Source organism: Kocuria flava, assembly GCF_001482365.1.
Classification (GTDB): domain Bacteria; phylum Actinomycetota; class Actinomycetes; order Actinomycetales; family Micrococcaceae; genus Kocuria; species Kocuria flava.
Map to the genome: position 1 here is coordinate 2,958,157 of NZ_CP013254.1, position 22,087 is coordinate 2,980,243.

20 protein-coding genes are annotated in these 22,087 nt (G+C 76.1%); 9 read left to right on the forward strand and 11 right to left on the reverse strand.

All coding sequences use genetic code 11. The annotated features are described in order from the left end of the window. Positions 1 to 30 precede the first annotated feature (30 nt). From hemB to hemE, 7 genes are read right to left on the reverse strand one after another with little or no spacing between them, the layout of a single operon-like run. Entirely contained in the window at positions 31 to 1,041 is a 1,011-nt protein-coding gene (gene hemB, locus AS188_RS13205; protein WP_058859236.1) for a porphobilinogen synthase, read from the reverse strand. Then, positions 1,038 to 1,988 (reverse strand): uroporphyrinogen-III synthase, encoded by a 951-nt coding sequence (locus AS188_RS13210; RefSeq protein ID WP_058859237.1) that lies wholly within the window; start codon positions 1,986 to 1,988, stop codon positions 1,038 to 1,040. Before AS188_RS13210 ends, hemB begins: the two co-directional genes overlap by 4 nt. A 5-nt stretch (positions 1,989 to 1,993) precedes the next feature. Then, complete coding sequence (hemC, locus tag AS188_RS13215; RefSeq protein WP_373865619.1) at positions 1,994 to 2,935, reverse strand: hydroxymethylbilane synthase; 942 nt, start codon at positions 2,933 to 2,935, stop codon at positions 1,994 to 1,996. Then, entirely contained in the window at positions 2,932 to 4,140 is a 1,209-nt protein-coding gene (locus AS188_RS13220) for a ferrochelatase (protein WP_058859239.1), read from the reverse strand. Before AS188_RS13220 ends, hemC begins: the two co-directional genes overlap by 4 nt. Continuing rightward, a complete protein-coding gene (hemQ, locus tag AS188_RS13225) occupies positions 4,137 to 4,877 on the reverse strand; it encodes a hydrogen peroxide-dependent heme synthase (protein WP_083529457.1) in 741 nt (246 codons plus the stop codon). The genes AS188_RS13220 and hemQ overlap by 4 nt, the downstream gene beginning before the upstream one ends. 3 nt (positions 4,878 to 4,880) lie before the next feature. Next, the gene (hemG, locus tag AS188_RS13230) at positions 4,881 to 6,398 is read right to left on the reverse strand and encodes a protoporphyrinogen oxidase (protein ID WP_058859240.1); all 1,518 of its coding nucleotides are present in this window, start codon (positions 6,396 to 6,398) and stop codon (positions 4,881 to 4,883) included. Then, the gene (hemE, locus tag AS188_RS13235; protein WP_058859241.1) at positions 6,395 to 7,576 is read right to left on the reverse strand and encodes a uroporphyrinogen decarboxylase; all 1,182 of its coding nucleotides are present in this window, start codon (positions 7,574 to 7,576) and stop codon (positions 6,395 to 6,397) included. Before hemE ends, hemG begins: the two co-directional genes overlap by 4 nt. A gap of 127 nt (positions 7,577 to 7,703) precedes the next feature. Between hemE and AS188_RS13240 the strand changes: the two genes are divergently transcribed. The 5 genes from AS188_RS13240 (at position 7,704) to AS188_RS13260 (ending at position 12,941) form a co-directional block, all read left to right on the forward strand. Further along, the gene (locus AS188_RS13240) at positions 7,704 to 9,038 is read left to right on the forward strand and encodes a glutamyl-tRNA reductase (RefSeq protein WP_058859242.1); all 1,335 of its coding nucleotides are present in this window, start codon (positions 7,704 to 7,706) and stop codon (positions 9,036 to 9,038) included. 41 nt (positions 9,039 to 9,079) lie between these two features. Continuing rightward, the gene (locus tag AS188_RS13245; protein ID WP_058859243.1) at positions 9,080 to 9,700 is read left to right on the forward strand and encodes a TetR/AcrR family transcriptional regulator; all 621 of its coding nucleotides are present in this window, start codon (positions 9,080 to 9,082) and stop codon (positions 9,698 to 9,700) included. A gap of 55 nt (positions 9,701 to 9,755) precedes the next feature. Beyond that, positions 9,756 to 9,992 carry a DUF3107 domain-containing protein gene (locus tag AS188_RS13250; protein WP_058859244.1) on the forward strand — a complete coding sequence of 79 codons (237 nt, stop codon included), beginning with the start codon at positions 9,756 to 9,758 and terminating at the stop codon, positions 9,990 to 9,992. 349 nt (positions 9,993 to 10,341) lie between these two features. After that, complete coding sequence (locus tag AS188_RS13255) at positions 10,342 to 12,087, forward strand: DEAD/DEAH box helicase (RefSeq protein ID WP_083529459.1); 1,746 nt, start codon at positions 10,342 to 10,344, stop codon at positions 12,085 to 12,087. After that, positions 12,084 to 12,941 (forward strand): DNA-methyltransferase, encoded by an 858-nt coding sequence (locus AS188_RS13260; protein ID WP_058859245.1) that lies wholly within the window; start codon positions 12,084 to 12,086, stop codon positions 12,939 to 12,941. Before AS188_RS13255 ends, AS188_RS13260 begins: the two co-directional genes overlap by 4 nt. Positions 12,942 to 13,054: 113 nt before the next feature. On the opposite strand, the gene AS188_RS17255 is transcribed toward AS188_RS13260, so the two are convergent. From AS188_RS17255 to AS188_RS13270, 3 genes are all read right to left on the reverse strand, one after another. After that, positions 13,055 to 13,186, reverse strand: coding sequence for a putative transporter small subunit (locus AS188_RS17255; RefSeq protein WP_211268303.1), 132 nt, complete (start codon positions 13,184 to 13,186; stop codon positions 13,055 to 13,057). 23 nt (positions 13,187 to 13,209) lie between these two features. Beyond that, a complete protein-coding gene (locus AS188_RS13265) occupies positions 13,210 to 14,904 on the reverse strand; it encodes a sodium:solute symporter family protein (RefSeq protein WP_058859246.1) in 1,695 nt (564 codons plus the stop codon). 329 nt (positions 14,905 to 15,233) lie between these two features. Next, positions 15,234 to 16,085, reverse strand: coding sequence for a PHP domain-containing protein (locus tag AS188_RS13270; protein WP_058859247.1), 852 nt, complete (start codon positions 16,083 to 16,085; stop codon positions 15,234 to 15,236). Positions 16,086 to 16,184: 99 nt separating this feature from the next. Between AS188_RS13270 and AS188_RS13275 the strand changes: the two genes are divergently transcribed. Continuing rightward, positions 16,185 to 17,759, forward strand: a complete 1,575-nt coding sequence (locus AS188_RS13275; RefSeq protein WP_058859248.1) for an aminopeptidase P family protein — start codon at positions 16,185 to 16,187, stop codon at positions 17,757 to 17,759. Positions 17,760 to 17,875: 116 nt separating this feature from the next. Here the strand turns inward: AS188_RS13275 and AS188_RS13280 are convergent, their stop codons facing one another. Then, positions 17,876 to 18,901, reverse strand: coding sequence for a YflT domain-containing protein (locus AS188_RS13280; protein ID WP_058859249.1), 1,026 nt, complete (start codon positions 18,899 to 18,901; stop codon positions 17,876 to 17,878). A gap of 109 nt (positions 18,902 to 19,010) precedes the next feature. Between AS188_RS13280 and AS188_RS13285 the strand changes: the two genes are divergently transcribed. Genes AS188_RS13285 through AS188_RS13295 form a run of 3 tightly spaced genes read left to right on the forward strand, consistent with a single transcriptional unit; the run spans position 19,011 to position 22,075 of the window. Beyond that, entirely contained in the window at positions 19,011 to 20,309 is a 1,299-nt protein-coding gene (locus tag AS188_RS13285; RefSeq protein WP_058859250.1) for a magnesium transporter MgtE N-terminal domain-containing protein, read from the forward strand. Further along, positions 20,302 to 20,889, forward strand: a complete 588-nt coding sequence (locus AS188_RS13290; RefSeq protein WP_058859251.1) for a DUF1003 domain-containing protein — start codon at positions 20,302 to 20,304, stop codon at positions 20,887 to 20,889. The genes AS188_RS13285 and AS188_RS13290 overlap by 8 nt, the downstream gene beginning before the upstream one ends. Further along, positions 20,882 to 22,075: an Mrp/NBP35 family ATP-binding protein gene (locus tag AS188_RS13295; protein WP_373865618.1), complete on the forward strand. Its 1,194-nt coding sequence runs from the start codon at positions 20,882 to 20,884 to the stop codon at positions 22,073 to 22,075. The genes AS188_RS13290 and AS188_RS13295 overlap by 8 nt, the downstream gene beginning before the upstream one ends. Positions 22,076 to 22,087 lie beyond the last annotated feature (12 nt).

Here is a 22,087-nt window from a genome sequence, read left to right on the forward strand (position 1 = left end):
GGAGGACCCGGCTCGGGGGTGCGGGGGTGGTCAGGAGAGGCCGTTCTCCTCGCGGAACCAGTCCGCGAGCTCGACGGCGAAGTAGGTGAGCACCGAGTCGGCCCCGGCCCGGCGGATGGACAGGACGGACTCCTGGACCGCGGCCCGGCGGTCGATCCAGCCGTTGGCGGCGGCGGCCTCGATCATCGCGTACTCACCGGAGATCTGGTAGGCCGCCACCGGCACCGGGGAGGCCTCGGCGACGTCGCGCAGCACGTCGAGGTAGCTCATGGCCGGCTTGACCATGACCATGTCGGCGCCCTCGTCGAGGTCGAGCTGCAGCTCGTGCATGGCCTCGCGCCGGTTGGCGGCGTCCATCTGGTAGGTGCGCCGGTCGCCCTGCAGCTGCGAGTCCACGGCCTCCCGGAAGGGGCCGTAGAACGCGGAGGCGTACTTGACCGAGTAGGCCAGGACGGCGACGTCGGTGCGCCCGGCGCCGTCGAGGGCCTCGCGGATCACGCCGACCTGACCGTCCATCATGCCGGAGGGCCCGAGCACGTGGGCGCCGGCCTCGGCCTGCGCCACGGCCATCCGCGCGTAGATCTCCAGGGTCGCGTCGTTGTCCACGGAGCCGTCGGCGGCGAGCACGCCGCAGTGGCCGTGGTCGGTGAACTCGTCGAGGCACAGGTCCGCCATGACGACGACGTCGTCGCCCACCTCGGCGCGGACCTCCCGCAGCGCGCGGTTGAGGATCCCGTCCGGATCCGTGCCGGCGCTGCCGCACGCGTCGCGCTCGGTGGGAACGCCGAAGAGCATGATCCCGCCGAGACCCTTCGCGGCGGCCTCGGCGGCCGCGCGGCGCAGGGAGTCGGTGCTGTGCTGGACCACGCCGGGCATCGAGCCCAGCGGGGCGGGCTCGGTGAGGCCCTCCCGCACGAAGACGGGCAGGATCAGGTCGGAGGGGTGGACCCTCGTCTGCGCGGCCAGCCGGCGCACCGCCGGGGTGGTGCGCAGGCGGCGGGGCCGGGCCACGAGGTCGTAGCGCGGGATGCGGTCGGTCACGGGGTCGTCTCCTGGGTCGGTCGGTTCGGGTCGGTGCCGGGCGGCGTGCCGGGCGGGGCGGACCGGCCCGGCGGCGCCCCGCGGCGGGCGGCGAGGGCGCGCACGAGCGCGTCGCGCACGCCCTCGGGGGTGGGCCTGCCGGCGGCCACGGCGTGCAGCCCGTGCGCGGCGGCGGCCCGCCGGGTGGGCTCGCCGATGGCCACCAGGGCCGGTCCGGCGAGCACGGAGGGGTCCTCCCCCACGAGCTCGTCCAGGTGCGAGGGCGCGGTGAGCACCACCGCGTCCACGCCGGGACCGGACAGGCGCGCGAGCAGCTGCCCGCGGTCCAGCACCCCGGGGGCGTCCGGTCCGTCCTGCGCCGCCCCGGGGGCGAGGGGCGCGGCCGCCGGCCACGGCACGGTCTCGTAGGCCGTGACCGCCCGGACGCGGTACCCCCGGGCCGCCAGCCCGTCGGCCAGCACGGGGCGCGCGCGGGCGGACTGGGGCAGCAGGGCCAGCCCGGGGTCGGGCTCCTCCGGCCACCCGGCGAGCAGCCCGTCGGCGGAGTGGGCCCCGGCCGGGACGAGGTCGGGCCCGAGGCCGGCCGCGGCCAGGGCGGAGGCGGTGGCGTCCCCGACGGCGGCGACGCGCAGCCCCGCCCGCCGGGCCGCGGCGAGCCGCCCGCCCAGGTCCTCCCCGGCGAGGGCCTGCAGGGCGCGGACGGTGTTGACGGAGGTCACGGCGAGCCAGTCCCCGTGCCCGGCCCGGGCGGCGCGGTCGAGCAGCTGCGCCAGCGGCGCGGTGCGGGCGGGCAGGGTCGCCTCGAGCAGCGGGGCGGCCGTCACCTCGGCGCCCTCGCGCCGCAGCAGCCGGGCCAGGGCGAGGGCCCGCTCCGGGGTCCGGGTGACGACCACCCGGGCCCCGTCCAGCAGCGCCGCGTCTCCCTCGCGGCCCCCCGTGCCCGCCACGCCGCTCAGAGGGTCAGCCGTGCCAGCCGGCCGGCGCCGTCGGCGAGCAGCTCGTCCGCGAGGCGCGTGCCGAGGGCGCGGGCCCCGGCCACGGTGCGCTCGGTCGTGCTCCCGTGCCGGCGCATCACCTCCGAGCCGTCGGGGTCGGCGACCACGACGTCGAGGACGAGCTCGTCGCCGGCCGTGCGGGCGAGGGTGCCCACGGGGGCCGCGCAGCCGGCTTCGAGCCGGCTCAGCAGCTCGCGCTCGGCGGTGACGGCCAGCCGGGTCGGCAGGTGGTCGACGGCGGCCAGGCCGGCGGCCAGGGGGCCGGTCCCGGTCGCGTCCTCGGCGCGGACCTCGAGCGCGAGGGCGCCCTGCCCCGGGGCGGGCAGCATCACGGCGGGGTCGATGAGCTCGGTGACCGCCTCCTGCAGCCCCAGCCGGCGCAGCCCGGAGGCGGCCAGCACCACGGCGTCGAGGTCGCCGGGGGCGACCCGGGCCAGGCGCGTGCCCACGTTGCCGCGGATGTCGACGATCTCGAGGTCGGGACGAGCGGCGCGCACCTGGGCGGCCCGGCGCGGGGAGCCCGTGCCGACCCGCGCCCCGGCGGGCAGCTGCGCGAGGGTCAGCCCGTCGCGAGCGCACAGGGCGTCGCGCGGGTCCTCCCGCTCGGGCACCGCCGCGACCTCCAGGCCCGGGACGGGGGCCGTGGGCAGGTCCTTGAGGGAGTGCACGGCCAGGTCCACGGAGCCGTCCAGCAGGGCGGCGCGCAGCGCGGTCGCGAAGACCCCCGTGCCGCCCATCTGGGACAGCGGGCCGGTCAGGACGTCGCCCTCGGTGCGGATGGTCACGAGCTCCGGGGTGAACCCGCCCGCGGCGGCCACCGCCTCGGCCGCGGTCGTCGTCTGCGTCAGGGCGAGCTTCGAGCCGCGGGTGCCCACCCGCACCGCCGGCGCCGCGCTCACACCCACCGGAGCTCCCCGGACCCGTCCAGGCCGGCCGGGATCGGCTCGCCCTCGGGACGCTGGGCCACCGTCGGCCGGGGCCCGGTGGCGCCCCGGAGGACCTTCACGCAGCAGTCGGGGGCGCAGTCGTCGAACCAGGTGCCGGAGGCGCACGCGGAGACCCGGGGCGGGGCGTCCCGGCCGGCGACGCGCTGCTCCACGAGGTCGGCCAGGGCGGACACGAACGCCGGGTGGGTGCCGGCGGTGGGGGTGCGCACCGCGGGCAGGCCGAGCCGCTCGCAGGTCTGCAGGGCCTCGGTGTCGAGGTCCCACTTCACCTCCATGTGGTCGGAGACGAAGCCCAGGGGCACGATCACGGCCCCCGCCACGCCGCGGGCGGCGACCTCCTCGAGGGCGTCGTTGACGTCGGGCTCGAGCCACGGCACCTCGGGGGGCCCGGAGCGGGACTGGTAGACGAGGTCCCAGGTGTGCTCGCCGAGCTCCTCGGGGCCGATCCGCTCGAGGACGGTCCGGGCCACGGCCAGGTGCTGGGCGACGTAGGCGGAGTCCTCCTCGAAGTCCATCCGGGCGGGCCCGGAGGCCTCGGCGTCGGTGAGCGGGATGGAGTGGGTCGAGAACAGGATCGCGATCCGCCCGTCGCCCGCGCCGAGGCGTCCGCGCACCTCGGCCAGGCCCTGGCGCAGGCCCTCGACGAAGGGCTGGACGAAGCCCTCGGCGTCGAAGTACTGGCGGACCTTGTCGACCTGCACCTGCCCGGTCAGGCCGAGCTCCTCGAGGGCGACCCCGTAGTCCTCCCGGTACTGGCGGCAGCCGGAGTAGCTCGAGTAGGCGCTGGTGGCCACCACCAGCAGCCGGCGCATCCCGCGGGCGTGGCTCTCGCGCACGACGTCGGCGACGTAGGGCGCCCAGTTGCGGTTGGCCCACAGCACCGGCACGTGCAGGCCGCGGCCGAGCAGCTCGGCCTCGAGGGCCGCGCGCAGGGCGCGGTTCTGCTCGTTGATGGGACTGACCCCGCCGTTGGCCCGGTAGTGGCCGGCGACCTCCTCGAGGCGCTCGTCGGGGATGCCCCGGCCCCTGGTGACGTTGCGCAGGAACGGGATGACGTCCTCCTGGCCCTCGGGCCCGCCGAAGGAGGAGAGGATCACGGCGTCGTAGTCCTCGGACGCGTGCGCCCGGGCCCGGGACAGCGCGTTCTCGACGGTCACCGCAGCACCTCCGCGATCTCCTCGGAGCCGATCCGGCGCCCGGTGTAGAAGGGGGTCTCCTCGCGCACGTGCAGGCGGGCCTCCGTGGCGCGGAACGCGCGCATGAGGTCCACGAGGTCCACGAGCTCGGGCGCCTCGAGGGCCAGCAGCCACTCGAAGTCGTTGAGCCCGAAGCACGCGATGGTGTTGGCGAGCACCTGCGGGTAGTCGCGCGCGGCCATGCCGTGGTTGCGCAGCATCTCGGCGCGGCGCTGGGCGTTCATGTAGTACCACTCGTAGGAGCGCACGAACGGGTAGACGCACACCCACTGCTCGGGCGGGACGCCGCGGGCGAAGGACGGGGAGTGGTTGGCGGTGAACTCCGCCTCGCGGTGCACGCCCATGGCGTTCCACACCTGGCGGGTGCCGGCGAGGGCCCCGGTGCGGCGCAGCCGGCGGACGGCGGCCTGCAGGGCCTGCGGGTCCTCGCCGTGGAGCCAGGTCAGGACGTCGGCGTCCTCGCGCATCCCGGAGACGTCGTAGACGCCGCGCAGGGTCACGCCCTCGCCGGCCAGCTGCTCGACGGCGTCGTCGAACTCGCCGGCGCCCTCGCCGGTGGCGCCGGCCGCGCCGTCCGGGCGGGCGAAGACGGACCAGACGGCCCAGTGCAGGCGCTCCTGGCCGGCGGGGGCCTCCTGCTGCTCCTGCTGCTCGGCGGGAGCGACGTGGTGTGCGTGCGGGCTGGTGTCGTGGGACACTGCTCAGTCCTTTCTCGGGGTGGATGGCGTCGGGGTCGCAGCCGCGGCGGGCACGCCCGCCGCGGTCAGCAGCGCCCGGACCTGCTCGCGGGTGTCGGCGACGACGGAGGAGAGGCCCGTGCCGGCGAGCCACGCGCCGACCGCGGCGGTGCCGGGCAGGTGGGCGAGCTCGGCCCGGAACGCGGCGACGCGCTGGGCGTGGCCGACGCCCGCGCGGGGCAGCGCGGCGCGCCAGCGGACGATGTCGGCGCCGGCCAGCTGCTCCGGGCGCAGCGGGACGCCCATGAGCGTGGAGGCGTCGGAGAGGGCCAGACGGATCAGCTGCTGGTCCGGCAGGGCCACCTCGGGCGGGACCACCGAGGGGTCGGGCTGGGCGCGGCCGTAGGACAGGCGCAGCACGTGCCGGCCGGGCCCGGCGGCCTCCCGCACCCAGTCCCACTTGGCGGTCGCGTGCGTGAGGGCCTTGGCGCGCACGGCGCGGGCGTCGGCGCTCACGAGCAGTCCGGTGCCGCGAGGCGCGCCGTCGAGCCGGGGGTCGTCCACGACGAGCGTGGCGAGCGCGACCTGCGGGCCCGGCTCGGGGCCGAAGCGCTGCAGGCCGTCGCGGTGGCCGCCGAGCAGGCGCACGGCGGTGGCGCCGTCGGTGGCGAGCACGAGCAGCTCGCCCCGGGCCACCGCGGTCTTGGCGCCGTGGCGGGGCTGGCGCTGGATGACCATCCAGCCGTCGCGGCGGGGGTCGCGGTCGAGGGCGATGACGTCGTGGTCGGTGACCAGCTTGGCCCCGGCCCGCTCGAGGTCGCGCACGAGGGCCTCGGAGAGCGTGTTCATCCCTCCGCGCAGCCCGGCCACGGCCGAGCCCGCCGGGGCGGCCCGGCGCAGGGCGCCGGCGGCGGCCCCCAGCGACCCGTGCTCGCGCAGCGCCCGGCGCAGGCCGGGGGCCACGGCGTCGACGTCGAGCTCGTCGGGGTGGGCGGAGTGCACCCCGGTGGTCACCGGGGCCACGAGACGCTCCACGACCCGCTGCCCCATCCGGGCCCGCACGAGCCCGCCCAGGGAGCGCTCGGAGGCGCCGACGGCGGCGGGCATCCGCCGGTCCAGGGAGGCCCGCAGCAGCCCGGCCCGGCCCAGTGCCGCGCGCAGCCGCGGGGCGGTGGGGTCGGCGGGGATGCCGAGGACCCCGGAGTCGGGGGCGGGGACGGCGCCCTCGGGCAGGTAGAGCCAGGACCCGGCCCGGCGGGGGTGCACCACGCGCTCGGCGAGGCCGAGCTCCCCGAGCAGCTCGGGGACGGCCGGGGAGCGGGTCGCGAAGGCCTCGGCGCCGGAGTCGAGCACGAGACCGGCGACCTGGTGGGCTCCGACGGCCCCGCCGAGGTGGTCCTCGGCCTCGACGAGCGTCACCCGCAGCCCGCGGGCGGCGAGGTCGCGGGCGGCGACGAGGCCGGCGACGCCGCCGCCCACCACGAGGGCGGACCGGGGCGGCCGGCGGCGCGCGGGAGCGGGTTCCGCGGGGGCCGGGCTCACGGCCGCGCCCCGGAGGGCGGGCGGCCGTGGACGTGGGCGACGACGGCGGTGAGCACGTCCGGGTCGGCGCCCGGGGGCACGCCGTGGCCGAGGTTGACCACGTGGCCCGGGGCCGCGGCGCCGCCGGCCAGGACGTCGTCGACGTGGGCGGCGAGGACCGCCCAGGGGGCGTCGAGCAGGGCCGGGTCGATGTTGCCCTGCACCACCGTGCGCCCGCCCAGGCGGCGGCTCGCCTCGGCCAGCGGGATCCGGTGGTCCACGCCCACGGCGTCGGCCCCGGCGTCGCGCATCGCGGCCAGCAGCTCCCCGGTGCCCGTGCCGAAGTGGATGCGCGGGACCGGCAGGTCGGCCACCGCCCCCAGCGCGGCGGCCGAGTGCTCGAGGACGTGGGCGCGGTAGTCGGCCAGGGACAGGGACCCGGCCCAGGAGTCGAACAGCTGCACCGCCGAGGCACCGGCCTCGACCTGGGCGCGCAGGAACGCCCCCGAGGTGCGCGCGGCCCACTGGGCCAGGGCGGCCCAGGCGGCCGGGTCGGCGTGCATCATCGTGCGCGGCAGCAGGTGGTCCCGCGAGGGCCCGCCCTCGACCATGTAGGCGGCCACCGTGAAGGGGGCACCGGCGAAGCCGATCAGCGGGGTGGCCCCGAGCTCGGCGACGGCGGCCGCCACGGCCTCGCGGATCGGGTCCAGGGCGGCGTCGTCCAGCTCGGGCAGCGCGGCGATCTCGGCGGCCGTGCGCACGGGCCGCTCGAGGACGGGGCCGCGCCCGGGGACGATGTCGACGTCGACCCCGGCCACGCGCATCGGCACGACGATGTCGGAGAAGAAGATGGCGGCGTCGACGTCGTGGCGGCGGACGGGCTGGAGGGTGATCTCCGCGGCCATCGCCGGGTCCAGGCAGGCGTCGAGCATCGCCGTGCCGGTGCGCAGGGCCCGGTACTCGGGCAGCGACCGGCCCGCCTGGCGCATGAACCACACCGGCCGCCGGTCGGGGACCCGCCCGGTGAGGGCCTGCAGCAGCGGCGCGTCGGCGGTGCCGCCCGCCCGCAGGGGGTGCCCGGCCGGCAGGGCGCCGAGCCCCTCGCGCAGCCGGCGCAGCGCCGGCAGCTCCTCCGGGGACGCGGGAGCGGCGGCGGTCGGGGTGTCCGGCGTGCTCGCCGTCTGCGGAGTGGTAGCCATAGTGCCCCCATTGTGCCAAGGAACCCCGACGGGGTTTGCTGACGCAGCGTCAGCGGACGGGCCCGGACGGGCGCCGCGCGTCACCGGGCACTCCCCCGGAGCGGTGACCGTCTAGTATGAATGGACTGTGGTCCTCTTCGCTCTCGTCGCCTCCCACCAGAACGTCGATCTGAACACCGTTGCGCGTCTCAGCACCGGTGCGCTGGGGCTGTCCGAGGACATGGTCCGGAACGGCCGGCTGCGCGGCGCCGTGACCCTGTCCACGTGCAACCGCCTCGAGCTCTACGGCGAGCTCGAGCCCTCCCCCGGCGCGTCGGCCCCCGACGCCGTGGCGGACGTGCGCGCCGCGCTGGCCGAGCAGATCGGCGCCCGCTCGGGGCTCGACCCCGAGTTCGTCGCCGACGTCCTCGTGCCCCGCACGGACGCGGAGGCCGCCCGCCACCTGTTCACGGTCGTCTCCGGGCTGGAGTCGGCCGTGGTCGGCGAGCGCGAGATCACCGGCCAGGTGCGGCGGGCGCTCAACGAGGCGCGCACCGCGGGCACCGTCTCGGGCAGCCTCGTGCGCCTGTTCGAGGGTGCGGCCCGCACGGCCCGGAAGGTCGGCACCCAGACCACCCTCGGCGAGCGCGGCCGCTCGATCGTCTCCGTGGCCCTGGACCTGGCCGACGACGTCACGGCCGGCACGTGGGCGGGCCGGCGGGCCCTGGTCTTCGGCACCGGTGCCTATGCCGGGGCCACCATGGCGGCGCTGCGCGACCGCGGGTGCGCCGACATCGAGGTCTGGTCCGGCTCCGGGCGCGCCGTGCCCTTCACGGAGAACCGCGGCGGGACCCCCGTGCCGGAGGACGGGCTGGCGGAGGCCCTCGAGCGGGCCGACGTCGTGATCGGCTGCAGCGGCGGCGCGGCGCCGATGGGCGCCTCCGCGTTCCCGCCGGGGCCGCGCACGGTCGTGGACCTGGCCCTGACCCGCGACTTCGATCCGGCCGTGGCGGACCTGCCCGGCGTGGAGCTGATCTCCCTCGAGTCCGTGCGCGTGGCCGCCCCGGAGGAGACCCGCGAGTCGGTCGAGGCCGCCACCGGCATCGTGGAGCGCGCCGCCCAGGAGTTCGCCGCCGACCAGAGCGGCCGGGACATGGACGCCGCGATCGTGGCCCTGCGCCGGCACACCATGGCCGTGCTGGACGCGGAGCTCGAGAAGGTCACCGCCCACCACGGCTGCACCGCGGCCAAGGAGCAGATCGAGCTGGCGATGCGCCGCATGGTCCGCTCCCTGCTGCACACCCCGACCGTGCGCGCCCGGGAGCTCGCCGCCCAGGGCCGCCAGGACGAGTACATCACCGGCCTCGAGGCCCTCTACGGCATCGAGGTGCCGGCCTCCCCCGCCGGGGACGCCGCTCCGGCGCCCGCGGCCGCCCCGCCGGCGGCCCCGCAGATCGACCGCCGGCCGCAGGCCGCCGGGTAGGCACCCACGTCGCACGGCCCCGGCCGGCTGAGGAGGAACGGTTGACCAACGAGACCAGGAGAGGCCGCCCGGCGCGCCTGCCGCGGGAGGCCCGGCGGCGCCAGCTGCTGGAGACCGCCCTGACCGTGTTCTCCGCAAACGGCTACCACGGGTCGTCGATGGACGACATCGCCGACGCCGCGCAGGTGAGCAAGCCGGTGCTCTACCAGCACTTCCCGGGCAAGCGGGAGCTCTACCTCGCGCTCGTCGACCACCACCTCGGGGAGCTCTCCTCCGCCCTCGTGGCCGCGCTGCGCGGCAGCGAGGTCAACCGCGAGCGCGTGGAGTCGATGCTGGACGTCTACTTCGGCTACGTGGAGGCCAACCCGGAGGCGCACCGGCTGATCTTCGAGTCGGACCTGCTGGCGGACCCCGAGGTCGCGGAGCGCTTCGAGCGCTTCCACGGGGCGGTCGCGGAGGCCATCGCCGCGGTGCTGGGGCCGAACGCGGGGCTCAGCCGCCCCCACGCCGTGCTCGTCGCCCGCTCCCTGACAGGGATGGCGCAGACCGCGGCGGTGCACTGGAACCGCAACCCGGACACGGGTGGGCGGGCCGAGGCCCAGCGCCAGATCTTCCGTTTAGCTTGGGGCGGAATCTCCATCATCGACGAGGACTGGGAGTAGCCGCTCCCTAGACTGGCGGCGACCGCACGCCCCAGTCCCCGCCCCAGGAGGAACCATGGAAATCAAGATCGGTGTCCAGCACGTCGCCCGGGAGATCGTCGTCGAGTCCGACCTCCAGGCGCAGGAGGCCGTGGAGCTCGTCAACGCCGCCATCTCCTCCGGCTCGCCGCTGGTCCTGACCGACACCAAGGGCAACACCACGGTGGTCCCGGCCGCCGTGATCGGCTACGCCTCCGTGGGCGCCGAGCAGAAGCGCCCGGTGGGCTTCATGCCCTTCACCAAGGACGACTGAGACCGGCCGAGGCCGGTGGCCGTCGTCCCGCCGGGGCGCCCCGCCCGGTGCACCGCGCCCGCCGCACGGTGCACCGGGCTACACTGGTTAGCGCACTGGATGACCGGTCGTACCCGCACAACTGAACTCCCGACCTGCTTCTCTCCCGCCCCGCGACCCGCGGCAGGCCCCACGGCCGCCGCACGGGACCGGGGCCGGGCCCGCCCCACGGCGGCGCCCGGCCGAGGCGGCGCCCGTTCACGATCGGCTTCCCCCACCGCACGCCCCTGCCGCCGTCCGGCGGCCCGGCGGCCCCGCCACGGCGGCGCGCCGCGGGGCGGGCGTGCCCGAACCGTAAGGAACCGAGACCGTGACCGACCACCTCACCGACACCGCCGCCGACGCGGCCGGCCCCGACGACGCCGCGGCGGCGGAGCCCGCCGCCACCGTCGAGGACCTCGACACCGCGGGCACCGTGGCCGACGCCGGCACCGGCCCCGAGCCGCTGCCCGAGACCTTCGGGGACTTCGGGGTGCGCCAGGAGATCGTCGACGCCCTCGCCGCCGAGGGCATCGTCCACCCCTTCCCGATCCAGGCGATGACGCTGCCCGTGGCCCTGTCCGGCCAGGACATCATCGGCCAGGCCAAGACCGGCACCGGCAAGACCCTGGGCTTCGGCATCCCCGTGGTCCAGCGCGTCACCGGCCGCGGGGACGCCGGCTGGGCGGGGCTGAAGAAGCCCGGCGCCCCGCAGGCCCTGATCGTGGTGCCGACCCGCGAGCTGGCCGTCCAGGTGGGCCAGGACCTCGCCGCCGCGGCCCGGATCCGCGACGCCCGCGTGGCCACGATCTACGGCGGGCGCGCCTACGAGCCGCAGATCGAGGAGCTCCAGCGCGGTGTCGAGGTCGTCGTCGGCACCCCGGGCCGGCTCATCGACCTGAACCGCCAGCGCCACCTGGACCTCTCCGCGGTGCGCGCCGTCGTCCTCGACGAGGCCGACGAGATGCTCGACCTGGGCTTCCTGCCCGACGTCGAGAAGCTGCTGGCCGCCGTGCCCGAGGTCCGCCAGACCATGCTGTTCTCGGCGACCATGCCCGGGCCGGTCGTCGCGATGGCCCGCCGGTACATGACCAAGCCGATGCACATCCGGGCCTCCTCCCCCGACGAGGGCGCCACGAAGAAGGACATCCGCCAGGTCGTCTACCGCGCCCACCACCTCGACAAGGACGAGGTCGTCGCCCGCATCCTGCAGGCCGAGGGCCGCGGGCGGACCATTGTCTTCACCAAGACGAAGCGGGCCGCCGCCAAGCTCGCGGACGAGCTGATCGGCCGCGGCTTCGCCGCGGCCCCGCTGCACGGCGACCTCGGCCAGGGCGCCCGCGAGCAGGCGCTGCGGGCCTTCCGCAACAACAAGGTCGACGTGCTGGTGGCCACGGACGTCGCCGCGCGCGGCATCGACGTCGAGGACGTCACCCACGTCATCAACTTCCAGTGCCCCGAGGACGAGAAGACCTACCTGCACCGCACCGGGCGCACGGGCCGCGCCGGCAACAAGGGCACCGCGATCACGTTCGTGGACTGGGACGACGTCCCGCGCTGGCGGCTGATCGACAAGGCGCTCGAGCTGGGCGTGCCCGAGCCCGTGGAGACCTACTCCTCCTCCGAGCACCTGTACACGGACCTGGACATCCCCCGGGGCACGAAGGGCCGGCTGCCGCGGTCGAAGCGCACGCACGCCGGCCTCGACGCCGAGGTGCTCGAGGACCTCGGGGAGCCCGGGGGCCGGGGCGGTCCCGCGGGCGGGCGCGGCGGCTCCCGCGGCGGCCGGGACGAGCCCCGCGGCGGCGGGCGCGGCGCCCGGGACGGATCCCGCGGCGGGCGCGACCGGTCCGGCGGCGAGCGGCGCCGGGAGGACCGGGGCGGTGCCGGCGTGCCGTCCGGCCAGGAGGGCGCGCCGGAGCGGGGCGGGGACGGCCCCGCTCGGGAGACCACCGTGGAGCGCACCGGCGAGGGCTCGACCCGCCGCCGGCGCCGCCGCCGCGGCGGGCGCAGCGGGTCGGGTGCGCCGCAGGGCGGCGGGGACGCCGCGCCGCAGGGCGGTGCCGCCGCCGAGTGACGTCCTTCGTCTTCGACGCCGAGGGCCCCGACTCGGTGGTCGCCGCGGAGAACCTGGAGCTCCTGCGGCGGCTGCCCGGCGGGGCCTTCCGCATGATCTACGTCGACCCGCCCTTCAACACCGGGCGCACGCGGCGCCGCCGCGAGGCGACCATGACACCGGTGGCCCCGGGCGAGGGCGACCGCACGGGCTTCGCGGGCCGGTCCTACGCGACCGCCCTCGGGGCCGTGCGCAGCTACGACGACGCGTTCGCCGACTACTGGGGCTTCCTCGAGCCTCGGCTGCGGGAGGCCTGGCGGGTGCTCGCCGCCGACGGCACGCTCTACGTGCACCTGGACTACCGCGAGGTGCACTACGCCAAGGTGATGCTGGACGCGATCTTCGGGCGGGAGTGCTTCCTCAACGAGATCATCTGGGCCTACGACTACGGCGGGCGCTCCCGACGGCGCTGGCCTGCCAAGCACGACAACGTGCTCGTCTACGTCAAGGACCCGCGGTGCTACTACTTCGACAGCGCGGAGGTCGACCGGGAGCCGTACATGGCCCCCGGGCTGGTCACCCCGGAGAAGGCGGCCCTGGGCAAGCTGCCCACGGACGTGTGGTGGCACACCATCGTCTCCCCCACGGGCCGGGAGAAGACCGGCTATCCGACGCAGAAGCCCGTGGGGCTGGTGCGGCGGATGGTCGCGGCCAGCTCGGCCCCGGGCGACTGGGTCCTGGACTTCTTCGCCGGGTCCGGGACCCTGGGCGCCGCGGCGCAGCAGCTGGGCCGGCGGTTCGTGTGCGTGGACCGCAACCCGGAGGCCGTGGAGGTGATGCGCGCCCGGCTGCCGGGCGCGGTCGTGCACGGCTGAGCGCCGCCGACGGCGCACGGACGCGGGCCCCGACCGCCGCAGCGATCGGGGCCCGCATCGGTGCGGCGGGCCCCGGCCCGGACGAGGTCGCGGCCCCGGCGCCGGGCCCCGGCTCAGACGAGGTCGCGGCCCTGGCGGCGGGCCTCGGCGGCCTCCTTGCCGAAGGCGGTGCACAGCACGGCCAGGACGCCGGCGACGACCAGCGGCCAGACCAGGACGTAGACGGTCAGCAGGAACGAAGTCATGGGATCTCCTCTCGGGACGGGGGTCAGCGCTCGGCGCGGGCGGCGGCCAGGGAGGCGTCGTCGTCGTCGCCCGCACCCGGGTCGGTGAAGTCACCGGTGCGGCGGCGGATCTCGGCGAAGTCGAAGTCCTGCCCGCTGCGCACGGACATCGCCCAGCACACGAGCGTGCTCACCGCGTAGGCCACGAGCGAGCCGGTGAGCGCCTCGTAGTCGCGCAGGAAGCCGAGCACGAACGGAGCGGCGGCGAGGGCGGCCACGGCGCCGATCGCCAGGGCGGGGCGCAGGCCCGTGAAGCCGAAGACCATCAGTCCCAGCACCACGCCCACGCCGACCACGGCGAGGACCTCGACGAGCAGCGGCAGCAGGCCCGCGTCGGGGACCGCGCCGAAGCGCACGGGCAGGAAGACGGCGAGCGCGGCGAGCACCGAGACGGTGAACGCGCGGTTCGTGACCCGGCCCCAGTAGAAGCTGGCGATCACGGGGAAGACGAGGGCGCCCCACAGCGCGCCCACGAACACGAGCAGGTCGAGGATGTCCAGTCGCAGGCTGGCGAACACGACGGCGACGGCGGTCGCCACGACCATGGTCAGCCGGCCGACGAGCAGCATCGTCCTCGGGTCGACGCGCCGGCCGCGGCCGCGCAGGCTCTGCCCGTAGACGTCGGTCATCACGATCGAGGACAGGGCGGAGAGGTCGGAGTCGGCGGTGGAGGACAGCGAGCCGATGATCATCACGAAGAACACGGCCAGCAGGACACCGGGCAGGTAGCTCGCGGCGACCTGCGGGAGCAGGTTGTTGGTCTCGCCGCCGGCGGGGTCGATGCCCGCGTACAGGGCGAGCACTCCGATCATGCCCATGCCGATGACGGTGGCACCGTAGCCGATCGTCGCGGTGACGAACGTCGGGCGGATCAGGTCCTCGCGCACGGCGAAGAGGCGCTGGGCGATGGTCTGGTTGCCGATCGCGTAGGCCAGCACCGCGGCGATGTAGGGGGCGCCCTGCTCCAGGAACGCCTCGGAGGAGAAGAAGTCGGCCTGCTGGGGCGTGACGTTGACCGCGCCCTCGGTGAACAGGGCGGGGCCGCCGAGGACGAGGAACAGCGCGGGCACGAGGACGACGACGGCGCCGAGCATCGCGACGACCTGGGCGAAGTCCGTCAGCACGGAGGCCCGGAACCCGGACCACAGGGTGTAGAGCAGCACGCCGGCGGCGATGATCACGACGCCCTGCACGAACCCGAACGGGGAGAGCATCGCGATGAGCGCCCCGCCGGCGATGAAGTTGGACATCAGGCTGATCACGCTGCCGACCACGTTCGAGCCGGCGAGCATCAGCTGGCTCGAGCGGCCGTGCCGGGCGTGCATGACCTCGGCCAGGGTGTGGGCGTGCGGGGCGACGGCGCGGATCCGGCGGCCGAAGGGGTAGATGAACAGGATCATCAGTGCGCCCCACAGGCCGTAGTGGATCGGGCCGGAGACGCCGTAGGTGTAGCCGGAGGTGACCGAGGCGTACATGGAGGACGCCCAGATCCAGGTGGCGGTCATCGAGGCGGCGGAGACGCCGAAGCCGATGCCGTGGCCGGCGGTCATGTAGCTGTCGGCGTTCTCCTTGCGGCGGCCGATGCGCGTGGACATGAGAAAGGTCCCCCCGAAGAAGAGCACGAGGAGACCGGTGGTGACGATCAGGCCGAAGGGCGGTTCGAGCTGTGCGGGCGGCATGCAGGTCCTTTCGTCGGGCGGAGCGCGTCCCCGCGAGGGGGCGCGGCGCGGTGCTGAGGGTCCCCGGGGGCCGCGCCGGCGGCGGCAGCGCGCGCCGGGGCCGGGAGTGCGGGGACGGTCGAGCCGACCGTAGCACCGGGGCGCACCGGGTCTCAGGGCCCGTGCACGGCCCTCCCAGCTCGCTCCCGGCCCGTCGTGGCAGGGAAGGAGGCGGTTCGGGGGCGTACGCAGGATGTGAGGAAGTTCACGCGGCGCGGACCCGTCCGGGCGTTCCGAGCGGGTTTCCGGCCGTGGTAGTGGGGTCGCCGCGGAGCCCTCCCGGGGCCCGCTCAGGGGTGGCGGATGCGGGTGCCCGAGACGGCCTGCTCCTCGATGCGCACCAGCGACTGCACCGAGGTGAGGTTCTCGCCGAGCCGGTTGGGCTTGCCGGTGCCGTGGTAGTCGCTGGAGCCGGTGACCACGAGGTCGTGCTCGGAGGCCATGCGCACGAGCCGGGCCCGGGCGTCGTCGGGGTTGTCCCGGTGGGCGACCTCGAGGCCGCCGAGGCCGGCGTCGATCATCGCCTCGAAGACCTCCGGACCGACCACGCGACCCCGGGCGGCGGCCAGCGGGTGGGCGAAGACGGGCACGCCCCCGGCGGCCCGCACGAGCCGCACGGCCCGCACGGGGTCGGGGGCGCGGTGCGGGACGTAGTAGCGCGAGCGGCTGTTGAGCACGGAGGCGAAGGCCGCGGAGCGGGACTCGACGACGCCGACGCTCACCAGGGCGTCGGCGATGTGGGGGCGCCCGACCGTCGCCCCCTCGTGCACGTGCTCGCGCACGGTGTCCCAGTCGATGGGGTAGTCCTCGGCGAGCAGCTCGACCATCCGCTCGGCGCGGGTCAGCCGCGAGGAGCGGCAGGACTCGAGCTCGGCCAGCAGGGAGGGCTCCGCGGGGTCGTGCAGGTAGCTGAGCAGGTGCACCGAGATGCCGTCGTCGGTGGTGCAGGAAATCTCCATGCCCGGCACGAAGCTCAGCCCCAGGGCGACGGCGGCGTCCCCGGCCTCCGCCCAGCCGGCGGTGGTGTCGTGATCGGTGAGGGCGAACACGTCGAGGCCGGCCGCGGCGGCGGCGCGGGCCACGTCCGCCGGGGACTCGGTGCCGTCGGACTCCGCCGAGTGGGTGTGGAGGTCGATCTTCACCCCTCCACGATACCGGTCCGGGGCGGGCCGGGCGGCCGGGGCGGGCCCGGCCCCCGTCCGCCGTGGCACCATGAGACGGAGCCGACAGGGAAAGGAACCATGACAGAGCACAGCACCGGCCCCGCCGGGACCCCGCAGCCGCTCGGGGAGCGCGTCGAGAACCGTTCGCAGCGCCCCGACTCCCCCGCCTTCCAGCAGTTCATGGCCTCGCAGTGGGCCGAGGCCGCCCCGGCCCGCACTGAGCGCCTGCCCGTCGCGGACTTCGCCGCCGCCCGGCGCCGGCGGATCTCGGAGCGCTTCCCCGGCGAGCGGCTCGTGCTGCCGGCGGGACCGCTGAAGGTCCGCTCCAACGACACCGACTACCGGTTCCGCCCCCACTCCGCCTTCGCGCACCTGACCGGCCTGGGCCTGGACCACGAGCCCGACGCCGTGCTGGTCCTCGAGCCGGTCGAGGAGGGCGCGGGCGACGACGGCGGCCACCACGAGGCGACCCTGTACTTCCGGCCGCTGGCCGGGCGGGACTCGAAGGAGTTCTACGCCGACGCCCGGCACGGGGAGTTCTGGGTGGGGCCGCGCCCGACCCTCGAGGAGCTGCGGGCCTCCCACGGACTGCGCACGCAGGACCTGTCCGCGCTCGAGGTCGCGGTCACGAAGAACGCGGGCCCCACCGAGCTCGGCGGGGTGCGCGTGCGGCTCGTGCGGGAGGTCGACCTGAACGTCGACGCCCTGGTGGACACCTCGCGGATCAACACCGGGGTGGACCTGGAGTCGGCCGACGCCCTCGACGGCGAGCTCGCCGAGGCGCTCTCCGAGCTGCGCCTGGTCAAGGACGAGCACGAGGTCGCCCAGCTGCAGGAGGCCGTGGACGCGACGGTCGCCGGCTTCACGGACATCGTGCACGTGCTGCCCGCGGCCGCCGGCCACCGGCACCGCGGCGAGCGCATGGTGGAGGGCGCGTTCTTCGCCCGGGCCCGCACCGAGGGCAACGACCTGGGCTACGACACGATCGCCGCGTGCGGCAACAACGCCACGGTCCTGCACTGGATCCGCAACACGGGCGCCGTGCTCCCGGGCGAGCTGATCCTCGTCGACGCCGGGGTGGAGGCCGACTCCCTGTACACCGCCGACATCACCCGGACCCTGCCCGTCAACGGGCGCTACACGGAGGTCCAGCGCCGGATCTACCAGGCGGTGCTCGACGCGGCGGACGCGGCGTTCGAGGTCGCGGTCCCGGGCAACCGGTTCCGCGACGTGCACGCCGCCGCGATGGAGGTCCTCGCCCGGCGGCTGGAGTCCTGGGGGCTGCTGCCGGTGCCGGCGGAGGTCTCCCTCTCGCCCGAGGGCCAGCACCACCGGCGGTGGATGCCCCACGGCACCAGCCACCACCTGGGCCTGGACGTGCACGACTGCGCGCAGGCCAAGCGGGAGCTGTACCTGGACGGGGTCATCGAGGCCGGGATGGTCTTCACCATCGAGCCGGGCCTGTACTTCAAGGCCGAGGACCTCGCCGTGCCCGAGGAGTACCGGGGCATCGGCGTGCGCATCGAGGACGACGTGCTGATCACCCAGGACGGCAACGTCAACCTCTCCTCGGCGCTGCCGCGCACCCCGGACGAGGTCGAGGCCTGGATGACGGGGCTGTGGCACGCCCGCGAGGGCGCCGACCCCAGCTGATCCGCCGGCCCGGCCGGCCCGGGCGGCCGGACCGGCAGTTCAGCGGCCCGCCCGGACGCCCCGGCCGGACGGAGCGGGAGGCCCGGCCCGCCGGCCCGCGGGACGGGCGGGCCGGGTCAGCGGGGCGGGCCCGCCGCGGAGCTGCCGCCGGCCGGCGGCCCGTCCTCCCCGGAGGGCTCCTCCGCGGCGGACGCGTCCCGGGCGCCGTCGCCGCGGAACTCCCCCGTGCCCTGCCCACCGGCGCCGTCCTGCGGCCGGGGCGCGCCGTGCTGCGGCAGCCGGATCCCGTACTGGGGGCGGCCGTCGGGCAGGTCCTCGAACAGCGCCGAGCGCTCCGGCGGCGCGACCGGCGCGGCCCCGCCCGACGGCGTCCCGCCGGGGCTCGCCCCGCCGGGCGCCTGCCCGTGCGGCGGCGTCCCGCCGGCCGGACCGGCCCCGTAGGCCGGTCGGGGCCAGGCCTCGCCCGTCCCGCCGCCCGGGGCTCCCGGCGCTCCGGCCTCCCCGTACCGGGGCGCCGGGTGCGGGGAGCCCTGGGTCCGGGGCCCCGGCGGCGGGGCGGCCTGCGTGCCCTGCTGCCACGGCGCGCCCGGCTGCCCCGGCCGTGCCCGGTCCTGCGGCGGCCCGGCGGGGGCGCCCGGCACGGGCAGGCCGCTCAGCCCCCGCAGGCCCTGGAGCACCTGGCGGGCACGGTGGGCGACCTCGGGCGCGGCGACGACGTCGTAGGAGGTCGCGACGATCTGGTTCGTCGAGGTGAAGTCCCGCCGGCCGCGCTGCATCGCGTAGGTCACGGTCGCCAGGAGCATCCAGAAGGCCCCGCCCATGAGCACCGACACGGCCAGGGTCGGCAGCCACTGCTCCCCGCCCAGCAGGGAGAGGATCATGCCGAGGAAGGCGCCGAAGACCATGCCGTTGAGCGCGCCCTGCCCGGCGACCCGCGGATAGCTGAGCCGGCCGGTGACCTGCTCCACCGACTTCAGGTCGTTGCCGACGATCGCGACCTTGGCCACCTCGAACTGCTCGTCGGCGAGGTGGTCCACGGCCTTCTGGGCGTCGGCGTAGGTGCCGTAGCGGCCGATCACCTCCCCGCGGGGCAGGCCGCGGGAGGCGGGACCGGCGGTGGGTGCAGACCGAGGGGAGCTCATGGGCCCATTGTCCCCCACGGCCCTGGGCGCCCGCCGGGACCGGCGCGCTGCCGTGCCGTCCCCGGCCACCCCGGCCGGGCGCCGGCGGGCCGTTGAGTAGTCTTGTACGGTGAGCAGCTCCGTGAGCAGGATCTTCATCGCGCGCCTGATCGGCCTCGACGTGTTCGACCCCCTGGGCGACCGGCTGGGCCGGCTGCGCGACGTCGTCGTGCTCATGCGCCACGGCCGCCACGGCACCCCGGGCCGCCGGCCGCTGGTCGTGGGCCTCGTGGTGGAGGTCCTCGGGAAGAAGCGGGTGTTCGTCCCGATGACCCGGGTGACGAGCATCGACGCCGACCAGGTCATCTGCACGGGCCTCGTGAACCTGCGCCGCTTCGAGCAGCGCGGGGCCGAGACCCTGGTCGTCGCCGAGCTCTTCGACCGCACGGTGGTGCTGCGCGACGGCTCGGGCACCGCCACGATCGAGGACATGGCCATGGAGCGCCGGCGCAACACCGGCGACTGGCTGGTGACGCAGCTGTTCGTGCGCCGCTCCGCCGCGAGCGGGGGCCTGATGCGCCGCCGCAACGAGACGCTCATCGTCGACTGGGAGGACACCGGGGACCCCTCGGCCGCGGGCCACCAGCCGGCCACGCAGTGGATCGTCTCCCACGAGGAGGAGCAGGCGGCGGACCTCGCCGACGAGATCCACGACATGTCCGACAAGCGCAAGCTCGAGATCGCCCACGAGCTGCAGGACGACCGGCTCGCGGACGTGCTCCAGGAGCTGCCCGAGGAGGACCAGGTGTTCATCCTCACGAGCATGGCCCCGGAGCGGGCGGCGGCGGTGCTCGAGGAGATGGAGCCCGACGACGCCGCGGACCTGCTCAACGAGCTGCCCGACACCGAGGCGGAGGAGCTGCTCGAGCGCATGCAGCCGGAGGACGCCGAGGACGTGCGCCGGCTGCTCGAGTACGAGGAGGGCACCGCCGGTTCGCTGATGACCCCGGTGCCGATCATCCTGCCGCCCGAGGCGACCGTCGCCGAGGCGCTCGCGCACATCCGCCAGGAGGAGCTCAGCCCCGCCGTCGCCGCCGCCGTCATGGTCGCCCGCCCGCCCCTGGAGACCCCCACCGGCAAGTACCTGGGGATGGTGCACACGCAGAAGCTGCTGCGCTTCCCGCCCTACGAGCCCATCGGCAACCTGATCGACCGCTCGCTGGAGCCCGTGGCCGACCTCGCGACGCTCCAGGACGTCGCCCGCGAGCTGGCGACCTACGACCTGACCATCATCCCCGTCGTCAACGACCACGACCGCGTGGTCGGGGCGATCACCATCGACGACGTCCTCGACGCGCTGCTGCCGGAGGACTGGCGCACCGCCGACGACGGGACCCCGATCCGGAAGGTGGGCAAGCGGTATGAGTGAGCCCCGGCGCCGCCACGGCAACGCCCTCGACCAGCCCCGCGAGCACCGCCCGGGGCTGCTGGACCGGTTCCGGCCCAACCCGGACTCCTTCGGGCGGATGACGGAGGGCTTCGCCCGGTTCATGGGCACCCCGCAGTTCCTGCTGTGGATGACGGTGTTCGTGGCGGTGTGGCTGGGCTGGAACACGCTGGCCCCCGAGTCCGCGCAGTTCGACCCGCGGGCGCTGAACTTCACCCTGCTGACCCTCATGCTCTCCCTCCAGGCCTCCTACGCCGCCCCCCTGCTGCTGCTGGCCCAGAACCGGCAGGACGACCGCGACCGGGTGACCCAGGAGGAGGACCGCCGGCGCGCCCAGCAGAACCTCGCGGACACCGAGTACCTGACCCGCGAGATCGCCGCCCTGCGGATCGCGCTGCGGGAGGTCGCGACCCGCGACTTCGTCCGCTCGGAGCTGCGCTCCGTGCTCGAGGAGATCCTCGACGCCCAGGACGAGGCACCCGTCCCCGAGGACCGCTCCGGCCGCCGCCCGGCCCGGCGCCGCCCCTCCGCCCCCGAGACCCGGGAGATCCCACGTGTCTGAGCACTCCCCCGCCCCCCGCACCGACGACCCGCTCTCCCCCGGCGACCTGCACCCGCAGCTGCGCGCGGCGCTGGACCGGGTGCTCGACCCGGAGCTGCGCCGGCCCGTCACGGAGCTCGGGATGATCCGCGCGGCGGAGCTCGACGCCGCCGGCCGCGCCCGCGTGCACGTGCTGCTGACGATCAGCGGCTGCCCGCTGCGCGGCACCATCGAGCACGACGTCCGGGAGGCCGTCGGCGCGGTGGCGGGCGTGCGCTCCGTGGACGTCGAGCTCGGCGTCATGACCCCGGAGCAGCGCGCGGCCCTCAAGCAGCGCGTCGGGCACACCCGCACGGTGCCCTTCGCCGAGCCCGGCTCGCTGACGCGGGTGCACGCGGTGACCAGCGGCAAGGGAGGCGTCGGCAAGTCGACCGTGACCGTCAACCTGGCCGCGGCGCTCGCCGCGCAGGGCCGGTCGGTCGGGATCGTCGACGCCGACGTGCACGGTTTCTCCGTCCCCGGCCTGCTGGGCGTGGACCGCGGCCCCACGCAGGTGGAGGACATGATCCTGCCGCCGGTCGTCGAGGTCCCGGCGGAGGCGCGCTCGGGCCCTCGGGCCGGTGTGCTCAAGGTCATCTCGATCGGGATGTTCGTGGACCCGCAGCAGCCGGTGGCCTGGCGCGGGCCCATGCTGCACCGCGCCGTGGAGCAGTTCCTCACCGACGTCCACTTCGGGGACCTGGACCACCTGTTCCTGGACCTGCCGCCGGGCACGGGCGACGTCGCCATCTCGGTGGCGCAGCTGCTGCCCTCCGCGGAGGTCCTGGTGGTCTCCACCCCGCAGCAGGCCGCCGTGGAGATCGCCGAGCGCTCCGGCGCGCTGGCCCTGCAGACGGGGCAGTCCGTCGCCGGGGTGGTCGAGAACATGGCGGGGATGCCCCTGCCCGACGGCGGGGTGCTGGAGCTCTTCGGCTCCGGCGGCGGGCAGCGGATCGCGGACTCGCTCACCGCGCGCCTGGGCCACGACGTGCCCCTGCTCGGCAGCGTGCCGCTGGACCTGGCCCTGCGCGAGGGCGGGGACACGGGGCGGCCGGTGGTGTGGTCGGCGCCGGACTCCCCGGCGGGCCGGGCCCTGCGCGCGGTCGCCGACCGGCTGGGCGCGCCCCGCGGCCTCGCGGGACGCCCGCTGGGTCTCAGCCCGCGCTGACCGGGCGACGGG